Consider the following 20,337-nt stretch of genomic DNA (forward strand, 5'->3'; position numbering starts at 1 on the left):
TATAGTGGTGGGATTTAGCCCCGGGCCTTGATCATCTCTTCCACGCGGACGAACTTCTCGCGCGGGGCCCCTTCGCGGGCGGCTTTTTCCTCGGCTTCCTCGATTCTTTTCCAGTCACGGAACGTAACCACGTCCAGCCCGCGAGATTCGGCAAGCTTGTCGAAGCCGGAACGGCCTTCCTTGCGCGTTTTGCCAAGTATCTCCGCGTCGAAGTCGGCGCCGATTTTCTCGATTATGGAAAAGCCATCTGGCCGATTGGTGCCGATTGTGCCGCTGGGTCCGCGTCGGGCCCAACCGACACAATAGAGACCGGGAAGGATTCGTCCTTCATCGTTGGCAAAACGTCCGGCCCGCTGGTCAAAGGGAACACCGGGAATTGGTGAGGTCCGATATCCTATGCAGCTTACAAGAAGGTCGCAGGGAATGGTTTCGACCTTGCCGGTTGCGATCAGCTTGCCATCGCGCAATTCAGTCTGCGCGACCTCAATGGCTTCCACCTTGCCATTGCCGAGAATACGTTCGGGCACACCGAAGAACTGAAATTCGACTTCCTTGGTGTAATCGCTTCTCGCGCTTTCCGGTATAGCGGCAAAACTGCGGAGATGGCCTACTGATTTTCGCTGGCCGGGTTCAAGCAGCGCGTCGGCGTCTTCTTCGGGAAGGTCAGCGGTTGCAACGCGCGGGCATGCTTCCTTCAGCTTGCCAAGCTCACCCAGTTCCTTGGGGGTCATGGCTATTTGATGGGGCCCCCGGCGGCCAAGGATCGTGATCTTTTCGAGCTTTGAGCTGTCGAGAACCTCCAGCGCATGAGCAACGATGTCGCTGCCGGCGAACTCTTCCTGGGTCTTCGACAAGATACGTGCGACATCCAGTGCGACATTTCCCATGCCGATGATGACGGCATGTCGTCCCGACAAATCGGGATCCAATGTCGCGAAGTTGGGGTGGCCATTGTACCATCCGACGAAAGCGGCACTTCCAAATACGTTTGCCAGCTCTTCTCCCGGAATATCGAGCGGGCGGTCATTTGGCGCACCGGTGGCGAAGATTACCGCATCGTAAAGGGCCTGTAGCTCTTCCACCCGGATGTCCTGCCCGACCGAAACATTGCCCACAAAGCGGACGTTGTCAGACAGAGCGGTTTTCTCGTAGCGTTGCGAGACGCCTTTTATCGATTGATGGTCGGGAGCTACGCCTGTGCGAATCAAGCCATAGGGAACGGGCAGGCGGTCGAATATGTCGACGCGAACATCGTCCCCCCACTGCTTTTGAGCCGCTTCAGCCGTGTAATAACCTGCTGGACCGGAACCGATGATCGCCAGGTGCCGCATTCAAAATCCTTCCCGCGTCGATGCGCTTTTCGCGCGTCTTTCTTCCCTATTTGGCCTTTCTGGACAAGGTCTTGCAAGAGCCTCTGTCCCATGCCCCTGCCGAAACTTGTGAAGGAGGTCGGATTGGAGTGATGAAAGCGCCACCGGTCAAGTGTTTGGCGTATGCGGTTAAATGCGAAATATCGGCTGGAAGCCGCCAAAAATTGCCCGCTGATTAACCTTTTTGCAAAGACACTTTGGCAAGTGAGCCAAATGGGTCGAACTATGGGCAAACCGGCAGCGGTTTCGGGGGAAAACGTGGCGCAAGGTAGCGCCGGTTCTCGTGTCGCCTTGCCGCCGGGGCAGCGGATTCGCGACACTCGCCCGCTGCTGGAATCCAGAACCCGCTACGATCAGGTCGTTTCACCGCATTGGTGGTTTGTCGGGCCAGCCATGGTGCTTGCCCTCGTTTTTGTCGGGTTGGGAGAGCGAGTTCTACCCCCTCCTGCAGTTACGGGTCTTGGTTTCGTCGCAGCTTTGATCGCATTTTCCGCACGTTACCTGTCCCGGTTTGAAGGGGACGAAAATGAACCGCTGTTGCGACGAATGTTTGCGGCAACCATCCTCGTCATCCTGCCCATGGCATTGTTCGGCTTTGGCATATCCCATTGGGCTTCGCTGGGAGGCATCGACTGGCGGGCGGCTCTTGCAGCGCTTATCGCCGTCACCGCTCTCGGTTCGCTAATTCAGGCAAGCCGCCGGCACATGATCCTGACGGTCAACGTTCCGATTTGGACGGCAGTGGTGATGGAGGATGGCAACCTTATCGGCGCGGTCGCCCTGTTGCTTTGCTTGCCAATAGCGGTGTTTGCCAGTCTCAAGCAAATTGCCATTCTGCGGGCGAAACGCGAGGCATCCGATGCCGAGGCCCGCCTGCAACGGCGTGCGCAGGAGATATTGAGGGGTTTTGAGGAAACGGGGCAGGGTTGGTTTTGGGAAACTGATCGCAGAGGGACCCTGACCTATCTTTCATTCCCGGTGTCCAAGACAATAGGTCGAAAATATAATAGTTTGGTTGGATATCCGTTCGCGACGCTGTTCGATACGACAGACAACGAGGGAGAGCGTACGCTGGCGTTCCACCTTTCCGCTCGATCTTCCTTTCACGATCTGACGGTGCGTGCCCGGGTTAGCGACGGCATGGATGAGGAGCGCTGGTGGTCGATCACAGGCCGACCGATGTATGACGATTTCGGCAACTTCGCCGGTTTTCGCGGATCGGGCCATGACCTGACTGAAAAGAAGAGATCGCAGGACGAGGCATCACGCCTTGCTCAGTATGATTCACTGACAGGGCTCGCCAATCGTTACAACATGCTGAAGACGCTCGATCGGTTGATGGAAAAGCCTCACACGCTCAGCCGTTCCTGCGCAGTGCTGTTACTGGACCTCGACCGCTTCAAACAAGTCAACGATACCATGGGGCATCCCGTGGGGGATGTGTTGCTAGAGCAGGTTTCTCAACGGTTACAGCAGATGGTTGGGGCTGAGGGGCAGGTGGGGCGTCTTGGTGGTGACGAGTTCAAGGTCATTCTTGCCGGTCGCCCTGACAGGGAACGGCTGGCCTATCTCGCCCATGAGATCATTGCCAATCTCTCACAACCATATTCGATCGAAGGTCATCGGGTGGTGATCGGCGCGTCCATAGGCATCGCGATTGCGCCTGAACATGGGGAAACCAGTGACGAGTTGATCCGCAACGCGGATCTGGCGCTTTACGCGGCGAAGGATGGCGGCCGTGGCCGCTACCACTTCTTTGCGGACGATCTGCATTCACAGGCTGAGGAAAGGCGGCAACTGGAGCAGGATTTGCGCGATGCGATCCATAACGGCGGCCTTGAACTGCATTATCAGCCGGTCGTGGAAACGGCGACAGAGGAGATCACGGGCTTTGAAGCCCTGCTTCGCTGGAATCATCCTGAAAAGGGACCGCTGTCGCCCACCAAGTTCGTCGAAGTTGCTGAAGACACCGGCCTTATCTCCGCAATCGGTGAATGGGCATTGCGAACGGCATGCCATGACCTCGCCCGTTGGCCGGAAAAGATCCGGGTTGCAGTCAATGTCTCCCCATTGCAGTTCGCCAACCCGCAATTGCCCGCAATCGTAACCAATGCCATTGCACGGGCTGGGGTGGCGCCGGGGCGGCTTGAACTCGAAATCACCGAAAGCGCGTTTCTCAACGATGATGAGGAAACTGGCGCCATGTTTGCCGCACTCAAGCGCGTCGGCGTGCGTTTGGCGCTGGACGATTTCGGAACAGGCTATTCTTCGCTCGGCTATCTGAAGAAAGCGCCGTTCGACAAGATCAAGATTGACCAGAGCTTCGTTCGTGGCGCGACACAGCCAGGCAGTCGCAACGGTGCAATCATTGCGTCGATCACAAGTCTTGCCCAATCACTCGGGATGGACACAACAGCGGAAGGCGTTGAGACGCTGGATGAACTGGAATTGGTACGGCAGCATGGCTGCAGCCATATTCAGGGCTTTATTTATGAGCAGGTCCTGACTGCGCAGGATGCCACGGAAAGATTGAATATGGGGCTGAAAGCAGTCCCACGTGGCCCGCGCTGCACGCGCGCCGCGCGACGAAAGATGCTGCGGAAGGTCGTGCTGGATCACGAGGGGCAGCTATACAGTGGCACCATCCGCAACATTTCATATACCGGGGCATTGGTGCAGGGATTGTGGAACGTTCCACCCGAAACAGTCTTTTCCATTTCCTTTTCGGATTCGCATCAAGTCATCGCAACATGCCGCTGGTGTGATGACGATATGATGGGGGTTGAATTTACCGTTCCTTTGGAACGCGATATGGATGGGAACGTGTTTGTGATCGGCGCGCGCGGGCGTTCCGATCACGGGCCGGCAGGCATGCTCAGCAAGGCCGGCTGAGCCATCGTTGAGCTTTATTTGCGGTTTTTGTAAATGGTTAAGGCATTCTAGCGTAGCATTGTGCCCGGAGAATTCGCCTGTTGGATGTTGCGTCCTGGGCAAGGGGGAATGAGCACGCATGGCCTTGGGGCGATTACTGAAAGGTAAGGGGGGCCGGTCGGATCCAAAGGCGGAGCCGCCAGCGCCTCGGTTACTTGATGCTGCAGATCGCCTGCGTTTGCTCGATAGTTACGAACAGTCCGGACAAGGGTGGTTTTGGGCCGCTGATGCAGAAGGCAGGTTAAGCTATGTCAGCCCAACCGTGTGCGAGATTCTGGGGAAGGACTTGCATGCCCTGGTGGGTTTGCCCGTCGCGGAGCTTTTCATTGTCGAACGCGATGAGATGGATGAGCAGGAAGGCAAGGGAAGGCCCCTTAGCTTCCTGCTCAACGCCCGCAATTCCATCTCGGAACTCGCTGTTCGTGCACCGGTGGACAGCAAGGAAATCTGGTGGTCTATTTCGGGACGGCCGGTGTTCGATGACGAAGGTCATTTTCAGGGATATGCCGGTCATGGGAAAGATGTCACCGCCCAGCGCCGGCAGCAGCGCGATGCGGCACGACTGGCCGAATATGATTCCCTGACAGGGCTGGCAAACCGGCATCGGATGTCGAAGCGGCTCAACTCTATTTTGACGGCCTATCGTTCGGCAAAGCGTAGTTGCGCGTTGCTGATGCTGGATCTGGACCGGTTTAAACACATCAACGACACGTTGGGCCATCCAGCGGGCGATGAACTGCTCAAGCAAGTGGCGCAACGGCTCGATCGTGTCGTGGCGAAACAGGGAGAACTCGGGCGTCTCGGCGGCGATGAATTCCAGGTGATTTTTCCGGACCTGGATGATCGCGGAAAGTTGGGAGAGCTCGCCGCACGCATAATCCAGATGCTTTCGCAGCCCTACACCATCGATGGATCCCGCTGCACGATTGGCGCTTCTGTGGGCATAGCGATCGCCCCATATGATGGTCTCGATACCGACCAGCTCGTGCGCAGTGCCGACCTGGCGCTCTATGCGGCCAAGGGTGGCGGTCGCGGACAGTACCGGTTTTATTCGAGTGATCTCAAAGATGAAGCCGAAGAACGCCGTTTGATCGAAGATGACTTGCGCGATGCCCTGACTCAAGGGCAACTCGCCATGCATTATCAGCCGATCGTTCGGGTGAAGGACAACATCGTTGTCGGTTTCGAGGCGTTGATGCGATGGGAGCATCCGGAACGGGGTTCCATCAGTCCGTCGGTCTTCATACCGATTGCAGAGGACTCCAACCTCATCAATGCATTGGGGGAGTGGGCACTGAAGGCGGCTTGTACCGATGCCGCGACCTGGCCGACGAAGCTTCCGGTATCGGTCAATGTGTCAGCCGCGCAATTTGCCACAGCTGGTTTTCCGACACTGGTTTCCAACGTGCTGGGGGCAACGCGGATAGATCCACGGCAGTTGGTTCTCGAAATTACGGAAAGCGTCTTCATGGGGGATGGCGACGCCAACGATCAGATTTTTCGTGCGCTCAAGGACTTTGGGGTGGGCCTTGCGCTCGATGATTTCGGGACCGGTTATTCCTCACTTTCCTATCTCAGCTCCTCTCCGTTCGAGAAGCTCAAGATAGATCGCAAATTCGTCGATGGTTGCACCGAGAAGGAGAACAAGAACGGTGCGATCATAGGTGCGACCATCGGCTTGGCCGAGGCTTTGAAGATGGAAGTGATCATCGAAGGCGTCGAAGCCTTCGATCAACTCGAACTGGTTGGCTCCATGGGCGCGAAATTCGTTCAGGGATGGATTTATTCAAAGGCCTTGCCCAACGATGAGGTGTTGGCCCGGCTGCGGGAGGGAACTTTCCAGATCGAGCCGGAAGGCCCGCAAAAGCACAGGCCGGACCGCCGATCGGTGTTCCGGAAAATCGGGGTCATTCATGGCGATCACCGTTACGATGCCGTGATGCGGGATCTGTCCAAGACGGGAGCCCGGATAGAGGGATTGTTGGGTGTCCCGGTCGATACCGATCTCGTGCTTGATCTCGGTAATGGCCAGCTTGCCGTTTCACGGGTGGTGCGGTCGCATGATGCGGAACTGGGCGTGGAATTCGAAACCCCCCTAATCAGCGACGGGGCGGGAGGGCTCTGTACCCGGCATCGCGTTTCGCCTTATGCGCTGGCGGCGGCAGGCATGCCGCTTGGGGTGTTACCGCCGGGGAATTATCCGTTGGTCGGCGGGCCAAATGCTGAAAAAGGGCCGCCGCAATTCATGCAGGTGCAGGTCACGAATTTTTCAAGCAAGCGTGTCGCCTGACAAAAGCCGCTGACAGTACGCTTGGGCACTGCTAACGGCGCGCGGATGACTGACCTCGCCAAGATCCGCAATTTTAGCATTATCGCCCATATTGACCATGGCAAGTCGACGTTGGCCGACCGGTTGATCCAGTTTACCGGTGGGTTGACCGATCGCGAGATGAGCGAGCAAGTCCTTGATAACATGGACATTGAACGTGAGCGGGGGATCACGATCAAGGCTCAGACCGTTCGCTTGACCTATACGGCCAAGGATGGTGAGACCTATGAACTCAATCTGATGGACACGCCAGGACATGTCGACTTCGCCTACGAGGTCAGCCGCAGCCTGGCTGCCTGTGAAGGGGCTCTCCTGGTGGTGGACGCCGCACAAGGCGTCGAGGCGCAGACGCTTGCCAACGTCTATCAGTCGATTGAGCACGATCACGAAATCGTCCCGGTAATCAACAAGATCGACCTTCCTGCAGCGGAACCTGAAAAGGTTCGTGCGGAGATCGAGGACATCATCGGTATCGACGCGTCCGAAGCGGTACTGGCCAGCGCCAAGTCTGGTATTGGCATTGAGGAAGTGCTGGAAGCGGTCGTTTCCAAGATTCCTCCGCCACAGGGTGATCGAGACGCGCCGCTCAAGGCGATGCTGGTCGATTCGTGGTACGATCCCTACCTCGGTGTGGTCATTCTTGTACGCGTGATGGACGGTGCGATCCGGAAAGGGTTGCACGTCAAGTTCATGCAAGGCGGCACGGAGCACCTGATCGACCGGGTCGGCTGCTTTACACCCAAGCGCACCGATCTGCCGGAACTCGGACCGGGGGAAATCGGTTTCATTACGGCGCAGATCAAGGAAGTTGACGAGGCCAAGGTCGGTGACACCATCACCACGGTTAAAGGCGGGGCGGCCTCTGCCTTGCCCGGTTATAAGGAAGTCCAGCCTGTCGTGTTCTGCGGCATATTCCCCGTGGATGCCGCCGACTTCGAAAAATTGCGGGAGAGTATCGCCCGCTTGCGGCTCAACGATGCCAGTTTCAGTTTCGAGATGGAAAGCAGCGCGGCGTTGGGCTTCGGTTTCCGTTGTGGCTTCCTCGGATTGCTGCACCTGGAGATCATCCAGGAACGCCTCACCCGTGAATACGATCTCGATCTCATCACTACGGCACCCAGCGTTGTCTATCGCATTCAGTTGCGCAAATCGCGAACCGATGATGCCAGAGAGATCATGCTGCACAATCCGGCCGATTATCCCGATCCCAGCCGGATCGAACAGATCGACGAACCCTGGATCAAGGCGACCATCTACACGCCGGATGAATATCTCGGTTCCATTCTCAAGCTGTGTCAGGATCGCCGGGGCATCCAGATCGATCTGACCTATGTCGGTGGCCGGGCGCAGGTGACATATGAATTGCCGCTCAACGAAGTGGTGTTTGATTTCTATGATCGCCTCAAGAGTATCAGTCGCGGTTATGCCAGCTTCGATTACGAACAGATCGGCCTTCGCGAAGGCGACCTCGTGAAGATGAGCATCCTGGTGAACAACGAGCCCGTGGATGCCTTGTCGATGATCGTGCATCGCAGCGTTGCGGAAGCCCGTGGGCGCCACATGTGCGAGCGTCTAAAAGACCTCATCCCGCGGCACTTGTTCAAGATTCCGGTTCAGGCGGCGATTGGGGGGAAAGTGATTGCCCGCGAGACTATCGCGGCGATGCGGAAGGACGTGACCGCAAAGTGTTATGGCGGCGACATTACCCGTAAGAAGAAACTTCTGGAAAAGCAGAAGAAGGGTAAGGCCAAGATGCGCGAATATGGCAACGTGTCCATCCCCCAGGAAGCGTTTATCGCGGCGTTGAGGATGGGTGAGGAATAGGCTTTCTCCTCCCGGCTCCTTCTTCGAGGCGGGACAGGCACTGGGGAAATCCCGGCTTCGCTTCAGACGTTCACAGCTTGCTGACACTTGCGCCGCAGAGATGCATCTTTGCACCCTCGTCTCACGCGGCGGAGTGTGAGGCCGTCCAGTGGATCATACGATTCCTCGGGGAGCAGCAATGCTGCGCTTTCAGACAAACTGTTTCGCTAACGTTTCAGCAACCAAGAGCGGCTAGTTTCGCCGCGGGGCGAGGGCGATTTGCGGGTATGGCATGGAAAGCGAATACGCGATGCAGCTAGCTGAAAGTATTTCTGGGATTGGCGACCTTCAGACAATCATCGATGTGATGCCGACACCCGTGTTTGTGAAGAACCGGGCCCATCGCATTGTTCTGCTCAACACCGCAGCCTGCGAATTTTTCGGGCATTCGCGCGATGTCATGCTGGGTTTTTCGGACAGCGACCTTTTCCCGGTCGAAGAAGTGGAAGTTTTCCACGCCGCCGATGATCGGGTCTTTGAAAGCGGAATAGACAGCGAGAATGAAGAGCAGGTCACCGACGCGACTGGCAAGGTGTGCACGGTCATTACACGCAAGCGGCGCGTACGGCTGGGTGAAGCGCAGTATCTGGTCGGTATTATCAGCGATGTGACTGCCTATAGGGAGGCGGAGGCACACAATCGCTTTCTGGCATTCCATGACACATTGACCGGACTGCCCAACCGGGCGTTGTTCAGTGAACATGTCGATCAGGCAGTGCTGCGCCATCGGCGGTCCAAAGCGCCCTTTACAGTGCTGTACATCGATCTCGACCGGTTCAAGGAAGTCAATGACACGCATGGGCATCAGGCTGGAGACGCCCTGATTCAGGAATTCGCTGCTCGCCTCACGGCAATCGTGCGTGCATCGGACACGGTATGCAGGCTTGGTGGGGACGAGTTCGCCATTCTGCTGGTGGACCATCGCAAGACGTCCGATGTCGAGCGGATTTGCCGACGTGTGCTGGAAGCTGCGACCAAACCCTTTGTATTCGAGAATGGCGTGAGAGCCTTCGTCAGTGCTTCCGTTGGCGTCGCCGATGCAGAAGCGGGATTGAGCAATGTCGAAATGCAGCGCCGCGCCGATGTGGCGCTATATCAGGCGAAGCGTGAGGGGCGCGGGTGTTTCCGACGGTTCACCACTGCGCTGGACAAGCAGATCAGCCATAACCGCCGGATAGAAGCAGATCTGCGGGAAAGCCTTGCGACCGGCAAAGGCCTGGAGGTGTATTACCAGCCGCTGTTCGAGGCGGCTGGTGAAGCGCTGGCCGGGATGGAGGCGCTGATACGTTGGCACCATCCGGAACTCGGGTTGCTTCACCCCGCCGATTTCGTTCCGGTGGCCGATGAGTCAGGCCTGATCGTTCCGCTGGGGCAGTGGGTACTCGAGCAGGGTTGCACCATGCTGGCGCGCTGGTCCGACATTCCTCTTGCTGTCAATTTCTCCCCAGTCCAGTTGCGCGAAGACAAGTGCGTATCCAGAATTCTGGGCATTCTGAAAAAGTCGGGTCTTGATCCTGCACGGCTGCAACTGGAGATCACGGAAAGCGTCATCCTCGATACGGATCAGAAGATTCGCGCCAATCTCAAAGCATTGCGCAAAGTCGGTATCAAGGTCGTACTCGATGATTTCGGTACAGGGTATTCCAGCCTGACCCACCTGCAGACGTTTGATGTCGACAAGGTGAAGATCGACAAGTCATACATTCAGGATATCGGTAGTGATCACTACGCGGTCGTCCACGCCATCACGGGATTGGCCCACGTCCTCGGCATCGCCGTGACCGCCGAAGGGGTGGAAACCGATGCGCAGCGCACCATGCTGCAATCCATCGGTTGTACCGAATTGCAAGGATATCTCTTTTCTCAACCGCTCAATTCTAAAGATGCCGAGCAGTTTCTCGCCCGCACTCCGAAACTGGTTTGCGCTGCCTGAAGGTTGATCGCAATTGCAGACCTGGCAGGCCTAGGCGATCGGTTCAACTTTCGCCGGTCAGGGCATTGCTGATGGTGGTAAAGATATCCACCAGATCGAGGCCCAATGCTTGGAAAGCCATGATGCACGCGAGGGAAATCAAGGCTGCGATTAACCCGTATTCTATGGCTGTCGCGCCACTTTCGTCTTTCAGAATTGTCGTAGGCATGACCGCTGTTTCCCCCGAGATTCTACGTGATAATCGGGCAAGGTTGCCGATCGCTTAAGCTCTGGATGTCGCTGGGCGGTGGATCTGCACTTGTGATCGCTCGCTCCCCCGTCAGGTTGATCCTGACTCTGATCGAATCGAAGATTGCCAGTTTCGCAGAGGTGGGTCGTTATGCCCGTTCGGGTTTTCGTCACACCCGGCGCTGCGGTAATCCTTTGTCAGTAGCCTTTCGCATCGGCAGTTACGATTGGGCTGCGTTTTTTTCATTCGCTTGCGAACTTCACACGCTTTTGGCGAACTTCACTTGGCGTTCACCGCAGTGCTGGTTATAGGCACGCCATGCTGACGAAGACCCGGACCTTCCGCTCGCCCGCCCGTATCGCGATCCTCGCGACGGCTGCTGCCTCGTTGATGCTCACCGCAGGCTGTGGCGGCGGGCCCCGCACGAAGAAGGGTACTTCTTATGTCGCACGCGATGTAGAAACGCTGTACGCTGCGGCCAAGTCCCGTCTGGACAGCGGCAAGGCGCGGCAGGCTGCTGTCCTGTTTGACGAGGTGGAACGGCAGCATCCGTATTCTCCCTGGGCGCGTCGTGCCCAGATGATGAGCGCGTTTTCCTATTACGTCGCCAAGAATTACAATCAGGCAATTCAGTCGGCACAGCGGTTTCTCTCGATCCACCCGGGTAACAAGGATGCACCCTACGCCTATTACCTGATCGCGTTGTGCTATTATGAGCAAATCAGCGACGTGGAACGCGACCAGAAGATCACTGATCAGGCGCTGACCGCACTGAACGAAGTGATCCGCCGCTATCCCGAATCCCAATATGCCAACGACGCGCAGCTCAAGGTCGACCTTGTGCGTGACCACTTGGCGGGCAAGGAAATGGAGATCGGGCGGTTTTATGAAAAGTCGGGCAAGATGATTGCAGCCCGGATTCGTTTTGAAACCGTGATCGAGAAATACCAGACCACAAGCCACACGCCGGAAGCGCTTTATCGCCTGACGGAGACCAGCCTTGCCTTGGGTATTCCTGAAGAAGCGAAGAAATATGCCGCTGTGCTGGGGGCGAACTACCCGGGCACCAAGTGGTACGAGCGCGCTTATAAGCTGATGAATAAGTACGCACCGAACGCCACTGCCAGCTGACGGACCTGCTTGCCCGGTCGGGGTAAACGACCGGTGCGGTTTTCTAGCCTGAGCCGGGTTGTGCGCAACTTGGCGGAAAACGGTGACGGGGCGGAACGCTTCGGCTAGAAACGCCGCAGCGATGCTCAGTCAGCTTTCCATACGTAATATCGTCCTTATCGAGTCGCTCGACCTAGCCTTTGGGCCGGGGCTGGGCGTTCTGACGGGCGAAACGGGAGCAGGTAAATCGATCCTGCTCGACGCCTTGGGGCTTGTGCTGGGCAATCGCGCTGATTCGGCTCTGGTACGGGCCGGGGAGGCGCAAGCCGGGGTTACCGCGAGCTTTGAATTCGCCACTTTGCCGCATGCAGTGGCTGCCGTGTTGTCCGATGCTGAAGTGGTCGTTGAAGCTGGCGAGCCGTTGATGATCCGGCGCAGTCTCAAGGCGGATGGCGGCAGCCGCGCTTTCGTCAACGATCAGCCCGTCGGAGTTGCCCTGCTGCGCGAAATCGCGCCCGCTCTGGTCGAACTCCATGGTCAGCATGATGATCGGGGGCTGGTCAATCCACGCGGGCACAGGGCATTGCTTGATCGCTATGCAGGCACTGATGTCGAGGGGGTTGCGCAGGCTTGGGACACTTGGCGCATGGCCCGTGAGAAGCTGGATATTGCTTGCGCCGGAATCGAACAGGCCAAGGCCGAACAGGATTTGCTGGCAGCACATCTTGCTGAACTGGATGCTCTAGAACCTGTCGAAGGCGAGGAGGAGGGCCTCGCTGGCGCGCGGGCCGATATGCAGAAAGGAGAGAAGGTCGCTGGCGATCTGGAGGAGCTCCGCCATTTGTGGGATGGATCGGATTCGGCACTCGCGACCTTGCGCAGTGCGGCGCGCAGGCTGGATCGGATCGCAAGTGAACACCCCTTGCTGGCCGAAGCGCTGGAGGCTCTGGACCGTGCCGTAATCGAAGCGGGTGAAGCGGAAGATCGGCTGGCTCGCGCTGCGGAAGCGCTGGCGCACGATCCCGCGGAGCTAGATCGGATCGAACGACGCCTGTTCGAACTGCGGGCTTTGGCCCGCAAGCACAATTGCCAGGTGGACGATCTGCCCGAAACGATGCGTGGCATCCGCTCTGCGCTCGATGCGATCGAAGGTGGTGAGGCAGAGATATCCTCGCTGATGGAAAGCGAGCGTGTGGCGCACGAAATCTACAGGGCGAGGGCCGAGGTGGTGCATGCCAACCGCGTCACGGCTGCTCTGAGGCTGGACGAAGCCGTGGCGGGAGAATTGGCTCCACTCAAGCTTGATGCCGCCCGGTTTCGCACTGTCGTTACCGAATTGCCTGAGGAACGCTGGGGGGCACACGGAATCGACAATGTTGAATTTCTGATAGCCACCAACCCGGGGGCAGACTTTGCGCCTTTGGCCAAGATCGCCAGTGGAGGAGAACTTTCCCGGTTTATCCTTGCGCTCAAGGTTGCTCTGGCGGAACAAGGCGGCGCGGCCACAGTGATTTTCGACGAAATCGACCGGGGTGTCGGTGGCGCAGTCGCCTCTGCGATAGGTGAGCGGTTGGCCCGCTTGGCCAGTGGGGGGCAACTGCTCGCTGTCACGCATAGCCCGCAGGTCGCCGCACGCGGGGGTACGCATTACATGATTGCCAAATCCAGCGAAGGCACGGTGACGCGCACTTCGGTGATGTTGCTGGATTCAGCAGGCCGTAAAGAGGAAATTGCAAGGATGCTGTCCGGCGCGGAGATTACCGACGAAGCGCGGGCACAGGCGGACAGGTTGCTGGAAGGCACCTAGGTCGCCATCGCAATTCGGAGCTTTCTGCCGATGCGTGCGTTGGTCTGGCATGCAGGAAGCACAATTCCCTGGCTGGTTGCACACCATTTCCATTCTATCGCTGGCGCTTGCCGGAATATGCGCAGCGATCATTGTGATCGATACCGTCCGGCGACCGCAGAAGATGTGGATCATGAATGTCGTCTGGCCGCTGACCGCATTATTCGGCAGCGTCGTCTGGTTGCTGCTCTATCTTCAATCTTCGAAGCGAGCAGGCGATGACAGTGAAACGGCCATGCCGGTCGCCGTTGCCAAGGGGGCAAGCCATTGCGGCGCAGGTTGCACCTTGGGGGACATTGTTGCGGAATGGGCGGCGTTTGCACTGCCAACGGTGGCGGTGTGGTTCGGTTGGCATTCCCTGTTTTCGGAAAAGATCTTTGCAGTGTGGGTACTCGATTACATCGTTGCCTTCGCGTTTGGCGTTGCCTTCCAGTATTTTACGATCAAACCGATGCGAGGTCTGTCGACTGCGCAAGGGCTGGTGCAGGCGATCAAGGCCGATGCCGCTTCGATCACGAGCTGGCAGGTGGGAATGTACGGACTGATGGCTATCGTCCAGTTTGCCTGGTTCCGGCCTGTGTATGGTGGCATCGCGCATGTTGCGACACCAGAGTTCTGGTTCGCCATGCAATTGGCAATGCTGGCTGGCTTTTGCACTGCTTATCCGGTCAACTGGTGGCTGGTGAAGGCAGGTATCAAGGAGAGGATGTGAGTCCTGTTCGCCCGCGTGGTTTTGCGGCATAGCTTCGCGCTATGGCCGTCGATTCCTCCACTGAATTAACCGAAGCCGAAGCCGCCAATGAATTGATGCGGCTGGCAAAGCTCATCCACCGTCACAACCGTTTGTATCATGCGGATGATGCACCGTTGATTTCGGATGCGGAATTTGATGCTCTGGTGCGGCGCAATGCCGAACTGGAGGAGGCATTTCCTCATCTGGTTCGGCCCGACAGCCCTTCGCACAAGGTGGGTTTCGAAGTTGCGTCGTCGCCATTGTCGAAGGTGACGCACGAGGTTCGTATGATGAGCCTCGACAACGCCTTTACTGATGAGGAGGTGGGGGAATTTGTCGCCCGCGTACGACGTTTCCTCGCTCTGGCTGAAGACGTGCCGGTCGCCATGACGGCGGAGGACAAGATTGATGGTCTCTCTTGTTCGTTGCGGTATGAAAGCGGCCGACTTGTCCGCGCGGCGACGCGCGGCGATGGGCAGGTTGGCGAAGACGTTACTCCCAATGTGGCGCATATTGCCGATATTCCGCAGCAACTGGGTGGCAACGCGCCTGCGGTGTTCGAGATACGCGGCGAGGTCTACATGGAGCGAAGGGCCTTTGCCGAACTGAATGAACAGTTGCTGGAAGACGCGCGACAAAAGGCAGAAGCTAAAGGCGAACAGTTCGATCCATCCACAGCCCGTCAATTTGCCAATCCACGCAACGCGGCAGCAGGATCCTTGCGTCAGAAGGATGCGTCAGCCACGGCCCGGCGGCCCTTGCGCTTCTGGGCGCACGGATGGGGTGCCGCCAGCGAAGTGCCCGGCGACACCCAACACGAAGTAATGCGGCAAATCGAGCGTTGGGGTTTGCCGATTTCGCCCGACCTCCGCTTGTGCAGTACGTTGGAAGAAGTGTTCGCGGCTTACCGTACAATCGGGGAAGGGCGCGCGAATTTACCCTACGAGATCGACGGCGTGGTCTACAAGGTGGACAGGCTGGACTGGCAGCAGCGGCTGGGCTTCGTCGCCAAGGCGCCACGCTGGGCGATCGCCCGCAAGTTCCCTGCCGAAAAGGCGGAAACAGTAGTGGAGGCAATCGACATTCAGGTTGGCCGCACAGGTAAACTGACACCGGTTGGGCGTCTGGCCCCGGTGCTGGTCGGAGGTGTGACAGTCACCAATGTGACGCTGCACAATCGTGACGAGATCGCGCGCCTTGGCGTACGCGTGGGTGACCGGGTGGTGATTCAGCGGGCAGGTGACGTGATCCCGCAGGTCGTCGAAAATCTGACGCGGGATCAGGATCGGGAGTCGTTTCATTTCCCCGATCATTGCCCGGAATGCGGCAGCGAAGCCGTGGCTGAAGAAGGCGAGGTCGATGTCCGCTGCACCGGTGGCCTAATCTGCCCGGCACAGCGGACCGAACGCTTGAAGCATTTTGTCAGTCGCGGGGCGCTCGACATAGATGGGCTGGGCGAAAAGACCATCGACCAGTTCTTTGCACTCGGCTGGCTGGAAAGTCCGGTGGACATCTTCCGGCTGCACCGGCGGCGGGAGGAGATTCTCGCTCTGGATGGGTGGCAGGACAAGTCTGTGGACAATTTGTTGAAAGCGATCGAGGCTCGCCGTGAGCCTGATGCGGCGCGACTGTTGTTTGGCCTTGGCATTCGCCATGTCGGCGTAGTCACGGCGCGCGATCTGATGAAGAATTTCCACGATCTGCCAACATTGCGCGATACTGCGGAGCGGGCCCATTCAGGTGACGAGGAAGCGCTTGGACTGTTGACCTCCATCGATGGTGTCGGCCCGGCCGTGGTCGAGGCGCTGGGTGATTTCTTTCACGAAGATCACAACTGTCAGGTATGGGAAGACCTTCTTTCCGAAGTCTCGCCGCCGCCTTACATCGTCGAAACGAAAGATAGCGCCGTGGCTGGCAAGACCGTGGTCTTTACCGGCAAGCTCGAAACAATGAGCCGGGATGAGGCCAAGGCCCAGGCCGAAGCGCTTGGGGCCAAGGCTGCAGGGTCCGTTTCTGCGAAAACAGGTCTTGTCGTCGCTGGGCCGGGCGCAGGCTCGAAGCTGAAGAAGGCTGCCGAACTGGGGATAGAGGTGATCGACGAAGCTGCCTGGGCTGAGATTGTCAAAGCTGCGGGTTGAGCTCGTCTGGCCGCCTTCCAATGCTTGCCGAACGGTAGCGTCTGATTTACCGCCGTTGAATAGCGATATCGGCGGGGGCTGTCATGCAGGGTTGGAGTGAAACGGATATTCCCGATCTTTCGGGCAAACGGGTGCTGATTACCGGTGGGGCGAGCGGGATCGGTTACGAAGCAGCAAGGGCGCTGGCCCTGCATGGGGCCCATGTTCTGATTGCCGACCGCAATGAACAGGGCGGCCGCGACGCTGTTGCGCGCATTCAAGCCTTGAAGCCCGGTGCCAGTGTCGAATTTCGCGCGCTTGACCTGTCGAGCCTGGAGTCAGTGAGGCAATTTGCCACTTCGTTGGTGGCAGAGGGCGGTAAACTGGACATCCTGATCAATAACGCGGGTATTCAACCGATCAGTGAGCGGCGGGAAAGCGCGGACGGATTTGAACTGACATTCGCAATTGGCCATCTGGGTCATTTCGTACTGACGGCAGGGCTTTGGCCACTGTTACTGGCGGCTTCCGAACCTCGTATCGTCACCGTTTCCAGCATGGTCCATGGTCGGGGGACGTTCGACTGGGACGACCTGCAGATTACGAAGGGTTATGCAGCGCAGCGGCCGTATAATCAGACCAAGCTGGCCAACCTGTTGTTCGCGCGTGAGTTGCAGCGGCGGGTCGACCTCTCGGGTGGCAAGGTGAAAAGCATTGCCGTTCACCCCGGCGTTGCGCAGACGTCCATCGGGAGCAATCGCAAGCAACTGGGCAAGTTCCGCCTGGGCGATCATCTTATCAGTGTGATCCTCCGGTTCGTAATGCCTTATCTGGGCCAGCCGGCGTCGGCCGGGGCACTACCGACGATGTACGCTGCGTCTGCCCCGGATGCACAGGGCGGGGGCTTCTATGGTCCGCAGGGTGGCGGTGAAATGAAGGGGCCGCCGGGATCGGCCAAAATCAAACCCGCTGGGCAGGACATGGCCGTGGCACGCAAGCTGTGGGATGTGACGGAGGAACTGACGGGCGTCACGTTCCTGTAGGCTCAACCATCATGGCGAGCGGCCAGTGGCTGCTCGCCATGACAGGAATCTGGATCAACCAGCTGCTGCGAAATGATAGACGCACAGCTTGTTGCCATCGAGGTCGCGGCAATAGCCGAAGCTCGCGCCGTTACCCCGATCGCTGAAATCGCCTTCATTGGCTCCGCCCAATTCCAGCGCCTTGGCGTGGAAGGCGGACGCTTCTTCTGCCGTGTCGAAGCCGAACGAACACATCGTGCCGTTGCCGACGGTCGCAGTCTGTTCGTCGTAAGGCTTGAGTACGCCGAACATCTCGCCTCCGTTGCGGTAGATGCGCCCACCGCGCGGGCTTTCGAAGTAAGGTTCCCACCCGGCCGAGCCGAGCAGTGCGTCATAAAAGGCAAGTGCCTTTTCCGTGTCGTTGGTGCCGACGGTGAAGTAACCGAGCCTGCTGCCCATGATAGTCTCTCCCTTGTTAAGCGGCCGTGAGGGCCTGTTCGATATCAGCAACGATGTCATCGACATGTTCGATGCCGACGGAAATGCGGACGAGGTCTTCCGACACACCTGCCTTCGCAAGTTCTGCCGGACTTAGCTGCCGGTGGGTTGTGGAAGCCGGATGACAGGCAAGCGACTTTGCATCACCGATGTTCACCAGCCGAAGGATCATTTGCAGCGCGTCGATAAACCGAGCACCGGCTTCCTTGCCGCCATCGATCCCAAAGCTCAGAATCCCTGAAGCCTTGCCACCGCAGATTTTCTGCGCGGTGGCGTGGAACCTGCTGTCGGGCAGCCCGGCGTAATTGACCCAGCTGACTTTCGGATGCGCGGCAAGATATTCCGCGACCTTCTGCGCATTCTCACAGTGACGCTCTATCCTCAGGCCAAGGGTTTCGAGGCCCTGAAGGATGAGAAACGCGCTATGTGGCGAAAGCGCGGCGCCAGTGTTGCGCAAGGGTACGACGCGGGCGCGGCCAATATAGGCTGCCGGTCCCAGAGCTTCGGTATAGACCACGCCGTGATAGGAAGGGTCCGGCTGGTTGAGCGAGGGGAAGCGGTCCTTGTTGGCGACCCAGTCGAATTTTCCGCTATCGACAATGATCCCGCCAACGGTGGTGCCGTGGCCACCGATATACTTGGTCAGCGAATGGACCACGATATCCGCGCCATAATCGAATGGCCGGCACAGGTAGGGCGTCGCAACGGTGTTGTCGACGATTACCGGAACGCCGTGGCGATGGGCGATTTCTGCGATCTTCTGAATATCGACTACGTTGCCGGCGGGGTTGCCGATCGATTCGAGGAACACTGCCTTGGTTTTCGAGTCGATGGCCGCTTCCATCCCTTCGAAATCATCAAAACCGACCAGTCGCGCCTCGATCCCCTGTTGGGGGAAGGTGTGGACGAACAGGTTGTACGTGCCGCCGTATAGCTGGGAAATGGAAACGATATTGTCGCCCACGCCAGCGATCGTCTGGATCGCATAAGTGATTGCCGCCATGCCCGATGCAAGGCCAAGTGCGCCAATTCCACCTTCCATCTCGGCAACGCGTGCTTCCAGCACGGCAGTGGTCGGGTTCATGATGCGGGTGTAGATGTTGCCCGGCACCTTCAGATCGAACAGGTCCGCGCCATGCTGCGTATCGTCGAACGTATAGGAGGTCGTCTGGTAAATCGGCACCGCGGCGGATTTGGTCGTCGGTTCGGACGAATAGCCGTGGTGCAGGGCAAGCGATTCCAGTTTCATATCTCTCTCCTCAAGGGGAATCGGCATTGTTGTGCGGTCTTAAATCGCAGCCATGCCGAAAGGTCAAAGGGTGATCGCCTAATGCGAGCCATAGATGTGCGTGTTACCACTGGCGCGCCCAGACGGGCAGTTTGTGGGCGCGTGTCGCGCGTGGTTTGGCCATTGCCCGTTTGCGTAGCCACAGGATCGACCAGTCTCCGTTTGTCATTCTCGCGGCAAGGCGCATCCCGGCGCGGGAATAGGCCCTGCGAACCTGGAGTTCCTGCGCCGCCAACAACCCGGCGAGGAGAATGCTGCCGCCCGGGATGACGGCCTTTGCGAAATCTGCGGCCAGTTCGACCAGCGGCCCTGCCAGAATATTTGCGATCAGCAGGTCGTATGGTGCACGGGCCTGCAGCAGCGGATCGTCCATCCCATCGGCGATTGCCATGGTCAGGGCGTTTGGACCTGCGCCTAGTGCAACCCGGTTCATGGCTGCATTGTCGGCCACGACATCCGCGCAGACCGCATCGATATCGCTGGCAGTGGCAAGCGCATGAGGCCATAGCGTCATGCCTGCGAAAGCAAGCAACCCTGTGCCAGTGCCGATATCGGCGAGGTTGCGGACGACCACCCCTTCGCGCTTCATCCCGTCGAGCATGGCTAGGCAGCCGGCCGTGGTTTCGTGCTGGCCCGTGCCGAATGCCTGGCTGGCGGGAATCAGGAAATCGACGACGCCGGGTTCGTCCAGCGGCGGAAAGTTGGGCGTGCGAACGTGAAAACGGCCAGCGCGTATCGGTTCGACCCCTTGCTGGCTCAGCGTTACCCAGTCCTGATCTGGCAGCTTCTCGACAACTAGGTCGGGATCATGGTTTCCGAACAGCGCAGCGATTGCCTTCTTGTCGGCCCGACTGGGCTTGCGCGGCAGCCATGCTTCGAGATGCCAGTCCTCCGGATGGTCTTCCGTGATCTCGCTTCCCGACAGGACAATATCGAAATCCCATTCCAGTGCTTCCTCATGCGCAAGCAAAGCCGACTGGATGATCGGTCGTGGCGCGGCGACGGTAATTTTCCATGTTTCGTTCATCACAAACTGCCCTAGCGCGGCTTTTCGATAACGGAAACTAT

General features: G+C 58.2%; 14 protein-coding genes. 9 read left to right on the forward strand and 5 right to left on the reverse strand.

From position 1 onward, the window contains the following. Positions 1-14 precede the first annotated feature (14 nt). Complete coding sequence (locus tag MB02_RS13100; RefSeq protein ID WP_067538336.1) at positions 15-1,331, reverse strand: FAD-dependent oxidoreductase; 1,317 nt, start codon at positions 1,329-1,331, stop codon at positions 15-17. Between the two features lie 264 nt (positions 1,332-1,595). On the opposite strand from MB02_RS13100, the gene MB02_RS13110 reads away from it, so the two are divergent. From MB02_RS13110 to MB02_RS13125, 4 genes are all read left to right on the forward strand, one after another. After that, on the forward strand, positions 1,596-4,262 hold the full coding sequence (locus tag MB02_RS13110; RefSeq protein ID WP_067538341.1) for an EAL domain-containing protein: 2,667 nt from the start codon (positions 1,596-1,598) through the stop codon (positions 4,260-4,262). A 118-nt stretch (positions 4,263-4,380) separates the two neighbouring features. Next, positions 4,381-6,591 carry an EAL domain-containing protein gene (locus tag MB02_RS13115; protein ID WP_067538344.1) on the forward strand — a complete coding sequence of 737 codons (2,211 nt, stop codon included), beginning with the start codon at positions 4,381-4,383 and terminating at the stop codon, positions 6,589-6,591. Between the two features lie 45 nt (positions 6,592-6,636). After that, positions 6,637-8,454, forward strand: a complete 1,818-nt coding sequence (gene lepA / locus MB02_RS13120) for a translation elongation factor 4 (RefSeq protein WP_067538347.1) — start codon at positions 6,637-6,639, stop codon at positions 8,452-8,454. A gap of 271 nt (positions 8,455-8,725) precedes the next feature. Then, entirely contained in the window at positions 8,726-10,426 is a 1,701-nt protein-coding gene (locus MB02_RS13125; protein ID WP_082826190.1) for a putative bifunctional diguanylate cyclase/phosphodiesterase, read from the forward strand. Positions 10,427-10,469: 43 nt separating this feature from the next. On the opposite strand, the gene MB02_RS17490 is transcribed toward MB02_RS13125, so the two are convergent. Continuing rightward, positions 10,470-10,634: a Flp family type IVb pilin gene (locus MB02_RS17490; RefSeq protein WP_082826191.1), complete on the reverse strand. Its 165-nt coding sequence runs from the start codon at positions 10,632-10,634 to the stop codon at positions 10,470-10,472. Between the two features lie 339 nt (positions 10,635-10,973). Here MB02_RS17490 and MB02_RS13135 point away from each other — a divergent pair, with 339 nt between their 5' ends. From MB02_RS13135 to MB02_RS13155, 5 genes are all read left to right on the forward strand, one after another. Further along, positions 10,974-11,786, forward strand: coding sequence for an outer membrane protein assembly factor BamD (locus tag MB02_RS13135; RefSeq protein WP_067538353.1), 813 nt, complete (start codon positions 10,974-10,976; stop codon positions 11,784-11,786). Positions 11,787-11,907: 121 nt separating this feature from the next. After that, positions 11,908-13,572: a DNA repair protein RecN gene (recN, locus tag MB02_RS13140; RefSeq protein ID WP_067538357.1), complete on the forward strand. Its 1,665-nt coding sequence runs from the start codon at positions 11,908-11,910 to the stop codon at positions 13,570-13,572. Between the two features lie 49 nt (positions 13,573-13,621). Further along, entirely contained in the window at positions 13,622-14,323 is a 702-nt protein-coding gene (locus MB02_RS13145; protein WP_067538365.1) for a DUF4396 domain-containing protein, read from the forward strand. A gap of 41 nt (positions 14,324-14,364) precedes the next feature. Beyond that, entirely contained in the window at positions 14,365-16,482 is a 2,118-nt protein-coding gene (ligA, locus tag MB02_RS13150; RefSeq protein WP_067538371.1) for an NAD-dependent DNA ligase LigA, read from the forward strand. A gap of 83 nt (positions 16,483-16,565) precedes the next feature. Next, the gene (locus MB02_RS13155) at positions 16,566-17,504 is read left to right on the forward strand and encodes an oxidoreductase (protein ID WP_067538376.1); all 939 of its coding nucleotides are present in this window, start codon (positions 16,566-16,568) and stop codon (positions 17,502-17,504) included. Positions 17,505-17,558: 54 nt separating this feature from the next. Here MB02_RS13155 and MB02_RS13160 read toward each other — a convergent pair whose 3' ends face one another. The 3 genes from MB02_RS13160 to MB02_RS13170 form a co-directional block, all read right to left on the reverse strand. Further along, positions 17,559-17,942, reverse strand: a complete 384-nt coding sequence (locus tag MB02_RS13160) for a VOC family protein (protein ID WP_067538383.1) — start codon at positions 17,940-17,942, stop codon at positions 17,559-17,561. A 16-nt stretch (positions 17,943-17,958) separates the two neighbouring features. After that, entirely contained in the window at positions 17,959-19,230 is a 1,272-nt protein-coding gene (locus MB02_RS13165) for an O-acetylhomoserine aminocarboxypropyltransferase/cysteine synthase family protein (RefSeq protein WP_067538389.1), read from the reverse strand. Positions 19,231-19,333: 103 nt separating this feature from the next. After that, positions 19,334-20,296, reverse strand: coding sequence for a 50S ribosomal protein L11 methyltransferase (locus MB02_RS13170; protein ID WP_067538397.1), 963 nt, complete (start codon positions 20,294-20,296; stop codon positions 19,334-19,336). Between the last annotated feature and the right edge of the window lie 41 nt (positions 20,297-20,337).

Origin of the sequence: Croceicoccus estronivorus (assembly GCF_001625325.1) — a bacterium.
Lineage (GTDB): Bacteria > Pseudomonadota > Alphaproteobacteria > Sphingomonadales > Sphingomonadaceae > Caenibius > Caenibius estronivorus.